Source organism: Chitinophaga sp., assembly GCF_039596455.1.
Taxonomy (GTDB): domain Bacteria; phylum Bacteroidota; class Bacteroidia; order Chitinophagales; family Chitinophagaceae; genus Chitinophaga.
On record NZ_JBCNJR010000001.1, the window covers coordinates 2,033,140 to 2,049,396 of the forward strand.

At 50.2% G+C, this 16,257-nt stretch carries 11 protein-coding genes; 1 reads left to right on the forward strand and 10 read right to left on the reverse strand.

The window, feature by feature from the left end; translation table 11 throughout:
- Window positions 1-11 precede the first annotated feature (11 nt).
- The 6 genes from ABDW36_RS08300 to ABDW36_RS08325 all read right to left on the reverse strand — a co-directional run bounded on the left by ABDW36_RS08300 (window position 12) and on the right by ABDW36_RS08325 (window position 10,889).
- Window positions 12-2,252: a DUF4838 domain-containing protein gene (locus ABDW36_RS08300; RefSeq protein ID WP_343701417.1), complete on the reverse strand. Its 2,241-nt coding sequence runs from the start codon at window positions 2,250-2,252 to the stop codon at window positions 12-14.
- A 45-nt stretch (window positions 2,253-2,297) separates the two neighbouring features.
- Window positions 2,298-3,590: a hypothetical protein gene (locus ABDW36_RS08305; RefSeq protein WP_343701418.1), complete on the reverse strand. Its 1,293-nt coding sequence runs from the start codon at window positions 3,588-3,590 to the stop codon at window positions 2,298-2,300.
- 84 nt (window positions 3,591-3,674) lie between these two features.
- Entirely contained in the window at window positions 3,675-5,291 is a 1,617-nt protein-coding gene (locus ABDW36_RS08310; RefSeq protein WP_343701419.1) for a RagB/SusD family nutrient uptake outer membrane protein, read from the reverse strand.
- Between the two features lie 19 nt (window positions 5,292-5,310).
- Complete coding sequence (locus ABDW36_RS08315) at window positions 5,311-8,790, reverse strand: TonB-dependent receptor (RefSeq protein ID WP_343701420.1); 3,480 nt, start codon at window positions 8,788-8,790, stop codon at window positions 5,311-5,313.
- A gap of 221 nt (window positions 8,791-9,011) precedes the next feature.
- Window positions 9,012-10,208 carry a FecR domain-containing protein gene (locus tag ABDW36_RS08320; protein WP_343701421.1) on the reverse strand — a complete coding sequence of 399 codons (1,197 nt, stop codon included), beginning with the start codon at window positions 10,206-10,208 and terminating at the stop codon, window positions 9,012-9,014.
- 69 nt (window positions 10,209-10,277) lie between these two features.
- A complete protein-coding gene (locus ABDW36_RS08325) occupies window positions 10,278-10,889 on the reverse strand; it encodes a sigma-70 family RNA polymerase sigma factor (protein ID WP_343701422.1) in 612 nt (203 codons plus the stop codon).
- Between the two features lie 170 nt (window positions 10,890-11,059).
- Here ABDW36_RS08325 and ABDW36_RS08330 point away from each other — a divergent pair, with 170 nt between their 5' ends.
- A complete protein-coding gene (locus ABDW36_RS08330) occupies window positions 11,060-11,455 on the forward strand; it encodes a DUF2784 family protein (protein WP_343701423.1) in 396 nt (131 codons plus the stop codon).
- A 14-nt stretch (window positions 11,456-11,469) separates the two neighbouring features.
- Here ABDW36_RS08330 and ABDW36_RS08335 read toward each other — a convergent pair whose 3' ends face one another.
- The 4 genes from ABDW36_RS08335 to ABDW36_RS08350 are packed head-to-tail and all read right to left on the reverse strand — an operon-like array spanning window position 11,470 to window position 16,190.
- The gene (locus tag ABDW36_RS08335; protein ID WP_343701424.1) at window positions 11,470-13,221 is read right to left on the reverse strand and encodes an AlwI family type II restriction endonuclease; all 1,752 of its coding nucleotides are present in this window, start codon (window positions 13,219-13,221) and stop codon (window positions 11,470-11,472) included.
- An 18-nt stretch (window positions 13,222-13,239) separates the two neighbouring features.
- Window positions 13,240-14,370, reverse strand: coding sequence for a hypothetical protein (locus ABDW36_RS08340; RefSeq protein WP_343701425.1), 1,131 nt, complete (start codon window positions 14,368-14,370; stop codon window positions 13,240-13,242).
- The gene (locus tag ABDW36_RS08345; protein ID WP_343701426.1) at window positions 14,276-15,328 is read right to left on the reverse strand and encodes a DNA adenine methylase; all 1,053 of its coding nucleotides are present in this window, start codon (window positions 15,326-15,328) and stop codon (window positions 14,276-14,278) included. Before ABDW36_RS08345 ends, ABDW36_RS08340 begins: the two co-directional genes overlap by 95 nt.
- A complete protein-coding gene (locus tag ABDW36_RS08350; protein WP_343701427.1) occupies window positions 15,321-16,190 on the reverse strand; it encodes a Dam family site-specific DNA-(adenine-N6)-methyltransferase in 870 nt (289 codons plus the stop codon). Before ABDW36_RS08350 ends, ABDW36_RS08345 begins: the two co-directional genes overlap by 8 nt.
- Window positions 16,191-16,257 lie beyond the last annotated feature (67 nt).

The following is a 16,257-nucleotide window of genomic DNA, read 5'->3' on the forward strand; positions in this document are numbered from 1 at the left end:
TGGTATTTGCGTTATCTCACTTCTATTTCGTCTATGTAGGTGCTGACGGGCATGCCGGCCTTTCTGCCGGAGAATGCCAGGTCATGCCGGGTTATTTTCAGCTGAATGTATCTTGCTTCCGTATCGGTTTTGAAAGAATATACATATCGCCAGTCTGCCTCTCCTTTTTTCTCCTGCCCGTTCTGCCACGTTTGTGTGCCGATGGGTGAAAAATCTTTGTCCGCAAAGCGGGATACGGAACACTGGACGGATGCGGGCGGTATGGTAGGCCCGTCCCGCCAGAGCGTACCCATGTCTATCGAAGAGATCTTTTTCACAGCGCCAAGGTCTACCGTGAGGGTAAATTCCTTGTCAGGCCAAATGAGCCAGAACAGGTTGCGGGTAGCATCGTCCCCGCGGGCGCCATCGGTCAGCATGCCGAGGTCAGCGCTGTAAAACCGGTGCTGTTTTTCGCGTGGCATTATGTCAGCGCTCACTTTCTGGCGGAAGGCGAGGTTGCCGGTAGCGGCTTTGTTGGACGTGCTGAAGAGGGTATGTTTTTTATAGTCTTCGAGGCGGTAGTGGTTCTCGTTGATGTCGGTGATGCCCTCCCGTTGAAGGGTGTTGTAGAAATCGTTGAGCAGCCCGTCCAGCCGCTTGTTTCTGACCGTACCGGCCTTGTTCCACCAGCCTGCGGGGCCGTACATGTTGTGCTTGGCTATTTCCATTTCAGCGAAGTTCAGGGGCATGCGGGCCAGGTGCACATGGCGGGCAAAAACGCTGTTGCCTTTCACGGCGGCTTCAGCTGCGTCAAACGCGAGGTTGTAGGCTTTGAGGTTTTCGGGGCTCAGATAGGTGTCCTGGTAATAGGAAGGGGGCGTGTTGATGATCAGCGGTTTGACGGCTTTGGTTTTTTCATAAGCCGTGCTGATGAGGTCTATGTATTGGCGGATGTGTGGCGCGGCGGGCCCGTAGTAACCTTTCAGAAATTCGTTGATAGTGGCCGATACGTCAACGTTGGGGTTCCAGGCAATGCGCGAATAGAGGTAAAGGCGCAGCTCGGCGAACTCCATGCCGTAATCTATGTTCCCCTGGATGAAAAATTCATTGGCGCCTTTGCTCACCTGGTCCTGCACCTGCGGCTGGGCCAGGAAAAGGCTGGGATAGGGGCTCTGGTAGTGGAAATAGTTGACCACATAATCCCATACGTAAATATGTTTGGCTATTTTACCCCAGGCGGCAAGGTCTCCGCCGCAGTACATGATCTGCACATTGTCAAGCGGTTTGGTGACAGCGGGCGGTACCAGCGAATAATAATAGGCGAGGGTGGAAATGATCTTGTCAGGAAACTCCGCGGCCACCTGGTTCACAAACCGGATAATGGGGCCTGCCACGCTTTTTTCTTCTTCAATGGCTTTTTTGCAAAGGGCGCACTGGCAGTACAACGGCCCGTCTGCCTGGCTGACCGACCAATACAGCCTGTCCGGCTGCAGGGGAATGTCTTTTTTCAGCTGTTTGATCACTTCCTGCACTACATCGGGGTTCGACATGCAAAGCTGATCGCGGATGCGCTGGCCGCCTATTTCGGCAAAATATTCCGGGTGGCTGGCATAAAAAACGTCGGGCGGCACCAGCCTGTGTGTAAAGGTGTGGCAGTAATAGTCATCGGCGAAAGGAGGAAAGCGGTTGGTGGTGCGGTGCCAGTCAAGCAGGTCTTCGTCTTTGCTGAATTCGTTCATCGTAAATACGATGCGGAGGTTGTTGACAGACGAATCTGCTTCGTGAACATCCGGCAGGCGCAGGGTTTTACTGGCGGGTATCACCTTGTACCGCGGGCTGTACAAGCGGCAGCCGAAGTACTTGTCGAGCAGCTGCACCGCGCCGTAAATGCACCCGCGGCTTTTGCCGCCTTCAATGTGCAGCGAGCCGTCCGGCCGGGTGTTGATCCTGTACCCGTCGTACAGGAGGCCGCCTGTTTCCCTGATGAAAACGCCTTTCTGGCCGGGCGCAAGCGCTGTAACTACCGGCAGCCTGCAGCCTGACATTTTTTCGATATACCGCTGAAGTAGCGTAGCGGCCCGCTGTTCCTGCGCAGCGGGTGTGGCGGGTATCACTACGGCGTAATTGCTTTTGCCGTTGTTGACGAGCGTTACGGCTGGCTGGTCATTTACAGGCTGCGCTGTAGCGGGCAAGCGCTTTGCAAACGCCGGTATGATGGCTGCAATTACCGCTATCAGTATGCCGATGCGTACGTATTGATGCGTTCTGGTCATCTTGAATCAGTTTTAATGTTGCGTTGGGCGGGCTGCCCATGAATATTACTGACCGGCATAGTCGCGGCCTTTTTTATTAGCGGTTTCCCATTTTCTGCCGGTGGCAAACACTTTTACCTGGAAGGGGCGCAGCCGCGTAACGAACTGTCCGTTTTTTACCTGTACTTCGTCCGTGCCGTACAGCTCTACCAGCTGCTGGCCGTTCAATAAGTGAAGGTCCTGCACAACGGCGGCAAGCTGGGACGTGTCTGCGCTGTTGACGATCACCACCATCCAGTCCCGGCCATACTGCCGTGCTGTGGCCGCCACGCGGTTGTCTCCGCTTAGTTCCGGCTGCCAGGCGGTGACGGTAACGGCTTTCGGCTCGGTTGACAGCAGGGGCTGCAAGGCTTTGAATTCCCTGGCCAGGCCGTACAGCGACTGGCGGAACGGGTCAGACGTGAGGTACCGCATATCCCAATACAGGATACCCGCTGCGCCGTTGGCAATGGCGTCATACGCCATAAAGCGGGACTCTTCGAAGGAGGGATAGGCTACCGGCCTGCCCACTGCGTTCTCCGGCTCAACGGCCAGCAGCTCGTTCCATGAAAAGCCCTGCAGCACCATCCACACCGGTTTCTGCTGGCTGATGGCGGTCCATTTGCGGGTGGCTTTGCCGATGATCTGTATTTCCTTGCGCGGAGCGGTGCTGCCGGCGGGGAGCCTGGTCTTGATCGGGTAAATATCGCAGCCGGCAATATCTATCGCGTTCATATAGTCGCCCACATACGCCATGTCGCTGGCTTCGGCTTCATTCATCCATATCTGCAGGTTGCCGCGGTCTGCGCTTCTCACATAGGCGGCTGCTTCCTGCAATTTGGGCAGCAATGAGGCTGCCTGTTGCCTGCCGTAGGCGAGCGCTTCCGGCGTGAGCTTTTTCCAGGCGCCCGGCACGCTGTGAATGCCTTCTTTCCGGTACAGCTTGCTATGAGCGGTAAAGTTCCATACCAGTTCATCCGGCCCGCTCCATAAGGCCAGCGCCGGGTGGCCGGCGTTTTCGGTAACGGTTTTTTTCAGTTCAGGCGTTATGCCTTTGTGCAGGTGCACCCACATCCAGCCCTGCACGCCGCGTTTTTGCAGCCGGTCAAGCTCCTGCTTGTTCCTGCAGGAGAACAGGTTGAAGCCCGCATCTGTCATTTCTTTCAGCGTGTCGTCAGCGGCGGGCAGGTAATAGCTGCCGAACACAAATGTGCGTTGCCCGTTCTTGTATATAAAGCCGTCTCCCTGCGCAAGCGTGCGGCCGTGCCGGCAACACAGCAGGAGCGCGATAAAAACCGTCAGTTTCGTGTATACATGCATGTGATAATGGTTTTTGCAATGGCATGCCCTGCCTGTGCGCCTTTACAGGCGCCAGGCAATGGCGGTGATATTTGTAAATGGATGTTAAAGCTGCACGTACCCGGTATTTTGCGTCAAGGCACCGGGGGCGGTGAGCATGGCGTTTTGCGGAATGGGCAGCGCATAGTCGCGGTCGTTCCAGCTAACGTTCGTGTTCTCGTCTGCGGCGAGGGCGGGCGGCATTACCTGCGGTGCGCGTTGCGTCCTGACAAGGTCGTACCAGCGTTTGTTCTCAAGGGCAAACTCCACTCTTGATTCGTTCTCGATGGCGAGGAGGAACGCAGCGTCAGACGCAAAGTCTGCCAGCACATAATCCTTGAGCGTAACAGCCGGGTTGCCGGTGTTCCAATCCGGGAACTGTGTTTCTATTACGCCGATGGTGACGTCTTCGGTTTTGCTGGTAGTGCGGGCGCGTTCCCTTATTTTGTTGAGGTACAGCAGGGCGGTGTTTTTGTCCCCTCCGGAGCGTATCAGTGCTTCTGCATACAAGAGGTATACTTCCGCAAGGCGCATTTCTTTCCAGTTGCAGTTCCAGTTGAGATAGCTGTCTACGCTCGACTTTTCTTCGCCCAGCTTCTGCCAGTATTTATGCCCGTATGCTTCCCTGCGGTAAACGCCGCCGGCATCTTTATACCCCGGGCGAAAAGCCACTGATTTACGCGGGTCGCCCGCTGCGTAAGCACTCAGCAGGGAGGAGGCGGGTTTGTTGTCTCCGCTGCCCGCATCACCCGCCGGTACCAGCGCCGCGGCGGCGGCATTTGATAACATTTGTGACTGGAAGGCGTTGCCGGTCTTGTTGGTAAGGTCAGACTGGTATTGTATTTCTATGATAGATTCTTTCGAGTTCTTGTTGGCCGCATTAAAAAGCTGCACATAGCTGGGAACGAGGCTGAGCGCCGAGTTTTCGGCCACTGCCTTCAGTTCCGCCGCCGCTTTGGTGTAATATTCAGTGCCCTTGTTGAGCGGGTAGCCTGCCATGAACATGTACACCTTGCCCAGGAGCGCGCGGGCAGACACGCCGGTGAAACGGCCGCCGTTGTCTCCGGGGGCCGTGGCGGGCAGGTTTTGAACGGCATCGGCCAGGTCATTGGTGATCAGTTTATAAGTATCTTCCAAAGAGGCCCTGGGCATTTCCCTCGCGGCCTGTGCGCCTACCTGCCGGGTAACCAGCGGCACGCCCAGCAGTTTGCCGTCCAGCGCATATCCGCCGTAGGTGCGGGCCAGGTAAAAATAGGCGAGCGCCCTGATCACTTCCGCCTCACCAATGTGCTGTTTCTTCACGTTCTCGTCTGTATAAACAGCGCCGTCTGCTTTCTCCAATATGGCGTTGGCGGCTATAATGGCCATGTACAGGCTGTTCCAGAAATTTTCTACTTCAGCGTAGTTCTCCCGTACCGGTATCAGCAGGTTTACGCTGTTCTTATCGATGGAGGGATTGTAAAAACCGGTATTGTCAGACCGTATTTCGCCCCAGAAATAAAAGTGCCCGTTGTATACGTCCCGAAGTTTGCCGTAGGCGCCAATAACGGCGGCGTCCATATCGGCTTGTGTTTTATAGAACAACTGCGGTGTGAAATTGCCGGGGTCGTTCAGGTTCAACATATCTTTCCCGCAGGCGCATAACCCGGCGGTGATGATGAGGAAATATAATGTTCGTTTCATGATATACCAGTTAAGCAGATCAAAAGGTCAGGTTCAAGCCAATGCTGTATGTGCGGGAAGACGGGTAGGCCAGGTAATCCGCCCCGCTGACGGACGAGCCGCCGGTACCGTCTGGCGAATCGTAGAAATACGAAGTGTTCGCTTCCGGATCGTACCCGAGATATTTGGTAAAGGTGTACAGGTTGTACGCGGAAGCGTATACCCGCAGCCTCGTGATGTTCATCCGTTTGGGCAGCATGGGGGAGAAATCGTAGCTGAGGCTTACGTTGCGGATGCGCAGGTAAGAATTGTCCTGCACCCAATAAGACGAGCCGTTGCCTTCAAACCCTCTGCCAACACTTGTTACCGCCGGCACTTTGCCGTTGCCGGGCTGCTCCGGAGAGCGCCACCGGTCATTCAGGAACTTCGGCATGCCGCGGGCGCCATCGGTGCCCTTTACCAGTTCCTTGAACAGGAGGTTGTATGTTTGGCCGCCATAGCTGCCGTTCAGCTGAATGTCAAGCGCAAAGTGCCCGTACGTGAAATGATTGGTGATACCGGCGGTAAAGTCCGGGTAGTTGTCACCAATGGTGGTACGGTCGTTTACGTCTATAATACCGTCGGGTTTACCGGCGGGACCGCTGACATCCCGGTAATACAGCTGCCCGGGCCGGTCTTTGCCGGGGCTCACCTGCGGGTGTTTGGCAAGGTCTGCTTCATCGCGGAACACGCCGTCTGCCTGGTAGCCCCAGAAGGTAGCCAGCGGGTAACCCACGGCCGTTCTGAACCAGGGCCCGCCCGCAATGAACGAGCGCGGAAAAATGGGCGCATCACCCGGGCCGAGGGCCAGCACTTCGTTTTGGTTGTGAGATATGTTAAAGTCAGTGCTCCAGGAAAAGCGCGGCTTCGCAATGTTTTGTGTAGACACGGTGAGCTCTACGCCCCGGTTGCGCATTTTGCCATTGTTGACCAGGAAAGTTGTTTGACCGGTGAGAATGGGCACCGGCACGCTCAGCAACAGGTCGTAAGACGTTCTGTTGTAATAGTCCCCATGCAGCGTAACGCGGTTGCGGAACAGGCCGAGGTCGAACCCGATGTTATATTCCCGCGTTTTTTCCCAGGTCAGCGCATCGTTTTGTGCCTTGCTGCCGGGCGGTACGCCCAGCGTGCCTTTTGCGGGATTGCCGAGCGGGTACCAGTTGGTACCCATGTTGCCCTGCCACTCAAAATTGCCGATGTTGTTGTTGCCGGAAATACCCCACCCGCCGCGGAGCTTCAGGTCGCTGACAGTACCTGCATTTTCCATGAATGCTTCCTGTGAAATATTCCATGCGGCAGATACAGAGGGGAAAAAGCCCCATTTGTGCCCTTCGCTGAAACGGGAGGAGCCGTCCCACCGCACGGTGGCCGTGAGCATATAACGCTGGTCGTAATTATACATCACCCGGCCGAGGGCAGACAGCAGCGAATATTCAGAAGCGCCCGTAGCGGCGGCAATCGGCGTGCCGGTTACCAGCTGCACATAGTTGGTGGCTGCGTTGTTGGCAGATGCGTTGATGTTGCCGAACGTTGCATTTTCTACCGTAAAGCCGCCCAGCAAGGCGATGTTGTTTTTGCCGCCAAGGGTGAGGTTGTAGTTCACCAGGTTCTCTACCAGGTAGGTGCTGCTGCGGTTTTGCATGTTGGTGGAGGTGGTGCCGGTAGTGGAAATGCCGTAGTCATTTACGCCTTTCGGCTCGAAGAAGCTGTTTTCGTTGTTGGCATACTGGCCGTTCAGCGTGAACTTGTATTTGAGCCGCGGCACTATTTCCCATTCCACAAAGCTGAAGGCAGACCAGCCGGAGCTTTTTTGATAATGATAACGGTTGTTGGCCAGTTCTACCGGGTTAAAACCGGGTTGCCCGGCGCCAAGAATATCAGGGTTCCTTTGCATGTCTGCATAAGAACCATCGGGATTGGTAACGGGGAATACCGGCGCAATGGACAGGGAGGCGAGGTTTACGCCCCAGCCGCCGCCAAAACGTTCGTTGCGCCCCTGCGCCTGCAGGCGGCCGTTGCCGGAATAGCCCATCAGCTGCAAGCCGATGGTAAGGTTCTTGCGCAGCTTTGTTTCAATGCGCGCCCTTGTATTGAAACGCTGGAAAGTAGAGTTGATAACGATGCCGTCTTGTTTTTCGTAGTTGCCTGAAATAAAATAACGGGTATTGTCCGTGCCGCCGGAAACAGACAGCTCATTCTGGGTTACCAGCGCGTTGCGGTATATCTCGTCCTGCCAGTCGGTATCCGGCATCCTGGCTACATCGGCGGGGTCAAGGATATTGTATTTGAAGGTGCCCCAGGAGTTGTTGCCGCCGTCCGGGATGATGTACTTGATGCTGCCGCCGTTGCGCGCTTTGCGGGTGGCGTTATCGTCCGTTGGTTTGTTCAGCGCAGGGTTCAGGTCTACCCACGAGTTGTTTTTGGCTTCAATGAGGGCCTGCAGGTATTCATCACGCCCCATCATCGGTATTTTGCGCGCTATCTGCTGCATGCCCACGGAGGTGTTGAGCGATACCACGGGAGCGCCGCTTTTCGCCCTTTTCGTAGTAATGAGCACCACGCCGCTGGAGCCGCGAGAACCGTAAATGGCGGTGGCGGACACGTCTTTCAGCACGGTAATGTTCTCAATGTCGTTAACACTCACTGCGGCTAGCGCATTGGGCATGGGCACGCCGTCTACCACGTACAGGGGGTCGGAGCTGCCGCTGATGGAATTGGTGCCCCGTACCCTTATTTTGGTGTTGGCGCCACCGGGCTGGCCGCCGCCCTGCTGAATGTCTACCCCGGCCATTTGCCCGGCCATGGCTTCAAGCGCGCCCATTACCGGGCGGTTTTCCAGTTGTTTGGAGGTAACCGTGGCAACGGCCGTGGTTACATCTGTTTTTTTGATGGTACCGTACCCCACTACCACCACCTCATCCAGCCCCTTGGTTTTAGGCTGCAGGACCACGTTCACCGCGCCGTCTGCAGCTACGTTCAGCTCCGTTTCCGCATAGCCGATGAAAGAGAAAAGCAGTGTTACGGGATACTTGTCTACCGTCAGCAGGAACATGCCGTTGGCATCTGTGGCCGTGCCATTGGCGGTTCCTTTCACTTTTATGGTAACGCCGGGGAGAGGGACACCTTCCGGCGTTGTCACTTTCCCTTTCACCTGCCTGGCTACGACGGCCGCGGTAACGGGAGAAGGACGGGCGCGCCGGATGAAGATGGTGTTGGCCTCTATCGAGTACTCGAAAGGCTGACCGGTTAATGCCCGCCTGATGAAGCGTTCAACCGGCTCGTTGCGGGCGGAGATGGTAACAGGCCTGGCAAGGCGAAGCAGTTGTTCATTGTAGGCAACCAGGTAGCCGGTTTGCTGTTTTACAATGTTCAGGACCTTCACCAGCGAAACGTTTTCTCCTGAATAGGTAACGGTTTGCGACGCGGTGCGTGCACTTACGTGCAAGCCGGCTACCAGCAGGAGCAAGGTAGTGAGTCTCATGACGCGCATAATTTTGGTTGAGTGCCTGTTTTTCAGGCGCAACATGGCGTTACAAAGAGCATTTTTCATTACTTTTGTAAAGTTTTGGGTTTGGAATAAAGCTGTTTCTGGCAATCAAGAACAGGCAGACCCGAAACGTCCGCCGGGCGTGGTCTCAACACTCCCGGTTTTCTTTTTTTTCAGGAAACCTGTTAATAATATCGATGTTGTTTTTGAAGACGTCAGGGCAGCACCACCAGTCTGTTACCCGGCTCAAGCCGGCAATTCACTTCCAGGTCGGCCAACCCTTTTATTACCTGCTGCAAGCTCAGGTTCATGCCCATTTCCCCCCTTAGTTTGATATCCGGAATATCCTTTTCGTATACAATGGTCAGGTCGTACCACCTGGCCAGTTCGCGCAATACCTGCTTTAATGTTTTCCCGTCGAAAGAGAACACTTTGTTTTTCCAAGACATCACCTGGTTTACATCAACCGTTCCGTTCATCTGCGCGCCGGAAGATTGCTGGCCGGGGCGGAGAATGAGCGAGGTGCTGCCTTCCGTTACTTTTACCTTGCCTTCAAGCAGCGTAGTGGTAACGGCTTGCTCGTCGTTGTATGCATTGATGTTGAAATGTGTGCCCAGCACTTCTACTTTGTTTTGCCGGCCGATGCTGATGGTGAACGGCCGGTCTTTGTCAGGCGCCACTTCGAAGTAGGCTTCCCCGGTGATGGACACGTTGCGCTGGCCGCCGGTAAACCGCGCGGGGAAGGTGATAGACGATGCGGCGTTGAGCCAGACCGCCGTACCATCAGCCAGTGTCAATTGGTATTGCCCTCCCCTGGGTGTTTTGACCACATTTTCCAGTTCGGTTTCCCCCGCGCCGCTTTCCTCCGCGCCAGCAGGCACGTACCGGATATTGCCGTCTGCTCCTTTTATGACCTTCATGCCTCCCTGCACCACCGATGCGCCGTTGCCCAGACTGTCAAGCGAAACCACCGATTTGTCACCCAGTATCAGCACCGCTTTATTGCCGCCCGGCGGCACATCCCTGAGGGGCGTTGCCGGTGCTTCCGCAACAATGCCGGGCGGTTTGGGCTGCAACAGCTGGTAAACGCCTATTGCCAACACCAGCATGGCCGCTGCGGCGCCCGCAAGCCACCATACTTTTGCCGGGGAGCGTTTAATGGCCGGTGTATCCGTGTTGCCCACGGGGATGTTGCCGGCCCGGACAATATTGCCGTACAACCGTTCGCGCTGCTGTTTGCCCAGCCAGCCGGTCCATTCCGCTTCCAGGAAATCCATGTCTATGCGGTCTGCGTACCGTGCACGGAACGCTTCATCCTCCAGAAAGGAGAAGAACAGCGGAATTTCTTCAGCGGTTAGTCGCTCGCTGATGAAGCGCTCTATGAGCTCATCGTAAGAATTGGATGCCGGCATATAATAGTAAGTCGCGCGAAGTTGTCAGAAGTATTAGTGCGTCAGCATATTTTTTTAAAAAAAAGCGGTTCAGCCGTTTTTCCGCTGGTCTATCAGGAAAAAGATGGCCGCCAGCAGGGAGGCATTGCCGCGGTGAGCCAGCATAAAGCGGCGGAGAGACTCCATGGCTTTGAACAAGTGGACCCTCACCGTATTGGGGGAAATGCCCATCCGCTGCCCTATCTGCGCATAGCTCAATCCTTCTTCGTGCTGCAGCAGCAGGGCTTTCTGCTGCTGGGCGCTGAGCTGCCCGATGGCCTCCCGCATGAGGTGCTGCCGCTCTTTGCGCAGCAGCCCGGCCTCCGGTTGCTCCCCGGCCAGTTCCATGCGCTGTTTCAGGAAATTGAGGTAACTGGCCTGCGTACCCTGTTTGCGCAGGGTGGAAATGATGGTGTTGCGGGTGAGTGTATGCAGCCAGCCTGCAAAGGCCTGTACATTCGCCAGTTGCTGGCGGCTTTCCCAGATGGTAAGAAAAACGGACTGTACAAGGTCTTCAGCGAGGTCTATCCGTTTGAGATGTAGTATGGCCATGGAATATACGCTATCGGCATAGTGGTGGTACAGTTGCCTGAAGGCATATTCTTCTCCCGCGGCTAGTTTCCGGAGAATGATCTGCTCGTTGTCTAATGGTTCAAATTTCACAGATGGTGGAACTACAAGACTAATATAGAAATTATTTGCGACAAAACGGGAAAAGGGAATTTTTGGGGAGTTGCGGCCTATCATAAGTTTATACACTGGAATGCTGCATTCACAATATCCCGCTTCTCTTCCTAAATCGTATCTTTAGACAAACCGTAAACCCGGAACGCATGTGGTACCAATTCCTGAACATCTTCTTCTTTGTATTTCACACGGTTTTTACCCTGTTCAATATCACAGGCTGGATGTTCCCCGCAATCCGGAAGTGGAACCTCATCACCCTCCTGTTAACTGCCTTCTCATGGTTCGTATTAGGGATCTGGTATGGATGGGGGTATTGTTTTTGTACAGACTGGCATTGGGATGTACGGGGACGGCTAGGTTACCACGATGCACAGAATTCATATATACATTTCCTGCTAGTGAAGCTTACAGGCCTTGATATGAATGCGCAAACGGTTGAACTGCTTACGCTCATTGTGTTCCTAGCAAGTTTGGTGTTCAGTGTGTGGCTGAACGTCAGGGATTATAATGGAAACAAAAAAGGAGATTATAGGCACTACTAAGCAAGCTTAATATATTATGCCTGCGCAATTCTTCTTTGCCATGCATTTACTTCATTAGAAATAGATGATTTCCACTGCGGAGCCCGAACATTGCGAAGTACCAGGCATTTTTCAATTAGATTTCTAAAATCCACATTAGTATAGCGTCTAATGGTCAAACTTTCAACCACTTTAATGAAATCGGAGAGATTCATTGGAACAATATTGACAAATTCCTCTCTATCCTGCTTGTACCAAACTCCTATTCTAAATGTTTCCGCTACGTTGTTATCTACGTTTGGTGCAATAAATAAGCAATACACATCTTTGTCAGGGAACTGTTCTTTGTATTGTACTGTGTGTCTCCTCACAGGCTCGCTTTCAACTGCCATTTGCCGATTGGAATTAGTTAAAGTAACTTCAACAACGAGCACATATGTTTCAAATTCGAATAACAGATCTGCTCCACCCCCGGGAGCTGTGCTGCGAGGTTGAAAGTCTTGATCAACAAGGAATCTCCTAGTTTTATATACAGGGGAAACAATTTCATTTATTGCAAGGAAGCTTCTCCAGACGGCCCATTCCAAATAAGCCGGCCTGTCGTCAATTTCTGGCCCGTCTGGTACAGCCTCACCATTTAAAACTTTCAGGTACCTAAGAATGTCTGCTATAGCCCCAGGTGATTGTTGCTCAGCCGCAAAGTCTGTTTCACGCTCTCGGTTATTATATTCAGTTAACAAAAATCTTACTGTTTGAACTTCTTGTATATCAGTGTCTTCATTCAAAACATTTGCTTCTGCCCACAAGGGACTTGATCTGTCTCTGATTTCGTTCTTTAGGATGTTAATTTCTTCAAGTGCAAAAATAGTATTGTCAGTAGGTAAAGGGAATGTGCCCTTGTAAAAATATTCTAAATATCTAGTTGGATTAGTGGAATATAGAAAAGCTGGCTGTGATTCAAGCAAAGAATTTACAAAGGCCATCTTATTATGTCTGATAGTTATACGTTGACCTATAAGAGTGAATAACCCTGATAGGGAAAAATACCGGAACGTGGTATCTGCATAGTCACCTACTACCGAATTCGGGTTGATGCCTACTTCCCGTCCCAACGCTTCCTTGTGCCTGTTTCTAAGTTCCCTGGCTTCGGCTGACGATGTACATTCAGCTAATTGCCTTCTGAAGTCTAAAACTTCATGAGCAATTTGCTGTGGCAATTGCGGAGTATGATTCCTGAATCTTTGTAAAAATAAACCGGTTTCAAATTTATTGAGACCTTCGTGTCCTTCGTTTTGAAGCAATTTTAAAACCTGAAGAAATAATATAAAAGGCTTCATTGATGCACGAGCGAAATTGCTTTCCAAAGCATTCGGTAACTCATAACAAGCAAATTGGCGAGTATATATTTCTTCCATTTCAGGAACCAGTCTGGCATTTATCAGCTTGGTACCCGCAGGTGTAAGTTGATAGCTGGAATGAATGTCAGGTACTCCGATAGTAGTAAAAAAACCTTCAACTGAAAATCTGGTGCCGCCTATATTGTACCGCTCGTAACTGATGAAGCCAAGCTGATAAAATGCAGCCCGCCATTTTCGGCCGTTCCAATCAGACGGGTTTCCTTCAAATTCAAGCACTCCTTTTTCTTTTAGCTTTGCGTGCAGGCGTGCTTCAGCCTCCGACCCTTTTGCATTTCCCGAAAAACCTTCCTCAACAAATATTTTTAGGGCGGTTTCAATTCGTTTAGGATTTCTAACAGTTGTATTTCCTATGTTCCAGACGTTAGGCATATAAGTTAATTGAATATGTTAGCGTTGTAAATTAAGGAAGGGCAACTCGGCTGATGCTCTTTCGCTTCCATGCAGTGTATTATCTCCGTTCCATATGAGGTGAATGCCTCTGTCCTGTTCAAGATATTCCAGTCTCCACCCTTCAGTTATTGATAATTGGTTTTCGATTACAAGTATAAGCTGTGCCTGGGGCTTGTTTTGCAAGTATCGATATTCATATAGTTGGCTTATGCCTGCTCGTATTTGGGACCTTTCATTATTTGCAGTTGTTGATTTCATTTCAAAAATATAATCGACATTGTTGAGATGAGCCGCTAAGTCAATAAACTGGTTGTATTTCGGTATTGATCCCGCATTCCTGATCTTTTCCGAAGTCAGGTTTACCAAATGCCGGTGGGCATTGTCAGCTCTTTCAATCTGTGCTGCATTGCTATAACTAATTAATGATTGATTAGCAGCTCTAGCTCTTTGTCGAACGGTAGTGTACTCATTTAACCTATTCGTACCAGGTAGCAGAGGCTCATCAGAATTCTTAAACTCAATCATATCAACCCGCTGATTGATGGCTGGGGTAGAAAGTATATACCTGTCATTAACAAGTTGCACTATCTTCAGATCAATTAACCAGCTTGTAATCGTGCTCATTCTCCTATGGGCCACTGTTTGGGTGCCCAAATCAGCTATGTTGACAACAAACATCTCCAGTTCATCCTTTGAAACTCCAACATTACTTCTTGATTCAAGAAAAGGAATTATTCTTTGAAAAATTCTTGAATTCAAGATGCCATGTAATAGGAGCGGGTTTGTCAGGAGAGGATTTGATCGAATAAACTGCTCTCCCAATGCAGTTAGGGCTGCGTAATTTGGCCTGGGAGTGCTAATCATTCCAATGATTTCGGCGGCTTTTCTGTAATACCTGCCTTGTCGCTCACCTTTGTCAACAGACGCTGCAATTTGTTGAAATGTATGCGCCCCATGAGAGACGGCCAGCACGGTTTTGATAACATCAGTCAGATTGTCTGCCTGGGGAATATCTTCACTTGGTACTTTCATATTAAAACCCAACAAATAGGTATTCCTTAACTCTATTGGCAGTGTTGCCAATCTTGTGGTTTTGATTTCCAAAGGAATACACGTGATCAATTTCATGAACAACCACATTTTCCTTGGCTTCTGCCAGCATTTTTAATAATTCATTCTTACCTGGTTGAGAATTCGAACTATAAGAAATAGCGATAACAGAATTTTTAAATTTTTCAATAAGCTTTTCAAATGCATTATATGCTCCACTTCTTTTTGAAAAAGGTGAATAATAGCTTTTGAATTTTTTAGTTTTTGTATGTTCTTGAATATCTATGCCTTGCCAATTTTTTACCAAACCTTCAACAAAGTGGTAACGCCGAACGTAGTCATTATCTGAATTTGGTGTAAAATACGGCGGATCTAAATAGACTAGGTCTGCTTTGACGTTTAGATTTTCAGTTTGAACATTGTGGGATCGACAACTTTTTTGATTATCAAAAACGGCTCTATTGAAAAGATCGACATTTAGTATAAAATGCTCTTCCAATGTCAGTAACATATCCTGTCGCCCATCGTCATACCGGTGCCCAGTGAAAGTGAATATGCCCCTGGGCCTTTTCTTCATGCATGAACGGGTCAGGGCGGACAATGCAAGTGCTTGCTTATATTCTGATGTAAGGCATGGGATATTGTTCCTTACTTTATCAAGGAACTGATTATCTCGGTCCTCAAAATAAAGTCCCTGAAACTTTTCGGCAATGAATGTTTGATTTGAAGGATTGTTCAATAGGAGGTCGATATCAGCACTTGATAAGGTTTCTTTATGGTTTTCAATAATTGCCTTTGAAAGTGTGTAACTTAGAGCCATAAAGTCATTTGTGATCACCTCTTTGCCAAGCGACTTGAAAAAGTAACCTACCACATTGCTCCCTGCAAATGCGTCATAAATAGAGTCAAATTTATATTGAAGAAGTATTTCTCCTATTTCTTGGATGATCTTGTTCTTGCTCCCCATGTACCTTGTCCCGGGGAAAAGCCTGAATTGATCATTGAGCAAATCAGTTTCAATTTCTTTATTAGTCATTACTTCCAATTACAATTATGTCTTTTCCTGTTCTTGTTTTGGCATTACTGCTAATCATTCTTTTGGTATTTATGGTTTTTATCTCATAATTTGCATAAAGGTCAAGTATGATTTGGTGGTCTGAATTAGTGAGCAAAACATGACACCCCATGTTAACCAGTCGGTCAAACTCTTTTTTCAGATTGATTTGATCTTCCAAGTGAAAAAATTCTTTGGTGTACCTTTTAAAGTCTGAATATTTGCTTATAGGATAGTACGGGGGATCTAAGAAGATAAAATCGCCGGGATTAGCATTTTCCCTCAGAATATTCAAATAGTCTCCATGTTGAATAACAGCATTTTGAAGGAATCCATTGGCATTTCGCAAAACCTCTTCATGTAGAAACTTAGTGGTCTTTTTGCCGAAAGGTACATTGAAATGTCCTTTTTTGTTTACACGATAAAGACCATTAAAGCAGGTTTTATTCAGGTAGATCAGTCGAGCTGCTCTGAAATCAGGCGTTAGCTGGGATGGATCCATTTGTCGGATCTCATAGTAATATTCCTCATTGTTATGAAATGTTCTTAAATGGTTTATTACTTCTTCTACATTAGATTGGACTTGTTGGTAGGCAATGATTAGTTCTTCGTTTGAGTCGGCTATGATTGATTGCTCTGCATTGAGGCTAAAATACATTGCACCACCACCGATAAATGGCTCTATGTACTTGTTAAAAGTCTTTGGAGCATAGTGGTGTAGATGTCGTAAAAGTTGAGTTTTCCCACCTGCCCATTTTAAAAATGGTCTTATTCCTGTTTCATTGAATAATAGTTCGAGCGGTTCTTCTATCGTCATTTCGGTATTTGAAATTTCCTTATGCATGCATCGTAGGTTTACAACGTTTCGAAAGATTATTTACAATTTGAAACCTCGTTAGTTTTATGATCTT

Bases quoted from the DNA above. Each gene is read 5' to 3' on its own strand.
- ABDW36_RS08300 (WP_343701417.1), bottom strand. From the start codon at position 2,252: ATGACCAGAACGCATCAATACGTACGCATCGGCATACTGATAGCGGTA.
- ABDW36_RS08305 (WP_343701418.1), bottom strand. From the start codon at position 3,590: ATGCATGTATACACGAAACTGACGGTTTTTATCGCGCTCCTGCTGTGT.
- ABDW36_RS08310 (WP_343701419.1), bottom strand. From the start codon at position 5,291: ATGAAACGAACATTATATTTCCTCATCATCACCGCCGGGTTATGCGCC.
- ABDW36_RS08315 (WP_343701420.1), bottom strand. From the start codon at position 8,790: ATGAGACTCACTACCTTGCTCCTGCTGGTAGCCGGCTTGCACGTAAGT.
- ABDW36_RS08320 (WP_343701421.1), bottom strand. From the start codon at position 10,208: ATGCCGGCATCCAATTCTTACGATGAGCTCATAGAGCGCTTCATCAGC.
- ABDW36_RS08330 (WP_343701423.1), top strand. From the start codon at position 11,060: ATGTGGTACCAATTCCTGAACATCTTCTTCTTTGTATTTCACACGGTT.
- ABDW36_RS08335 (WP_343701424.1), bottom strand. From the start codon at position 13,221: ATGCCTAACGTCTGGAACATAGGAAATACAACTGTTAGAAATCCTAAA.
- ABDW36_RS08340 (WP_343701425.1), bottom strand. From the start codon at position 14,370: ATGAAATTGATCACGTGTATTCCTTTGGAAATCAAAACCACAAGATTG.
- ABDW36_RS08345 (WP_343701426.1), bottom strand. From the start codon at position 15,328: ATGACTAATAAAGAAATTGAAACTGATTTGCTCAATGATCAATTCAGG.
- ABDW36_RS08350 (WP_343701427.1), bottom strand. From the start codon at position 16,190: ATGCATAAGGAAATTTCAAATACCGAAATGACGATAGAAGAACCGCTC.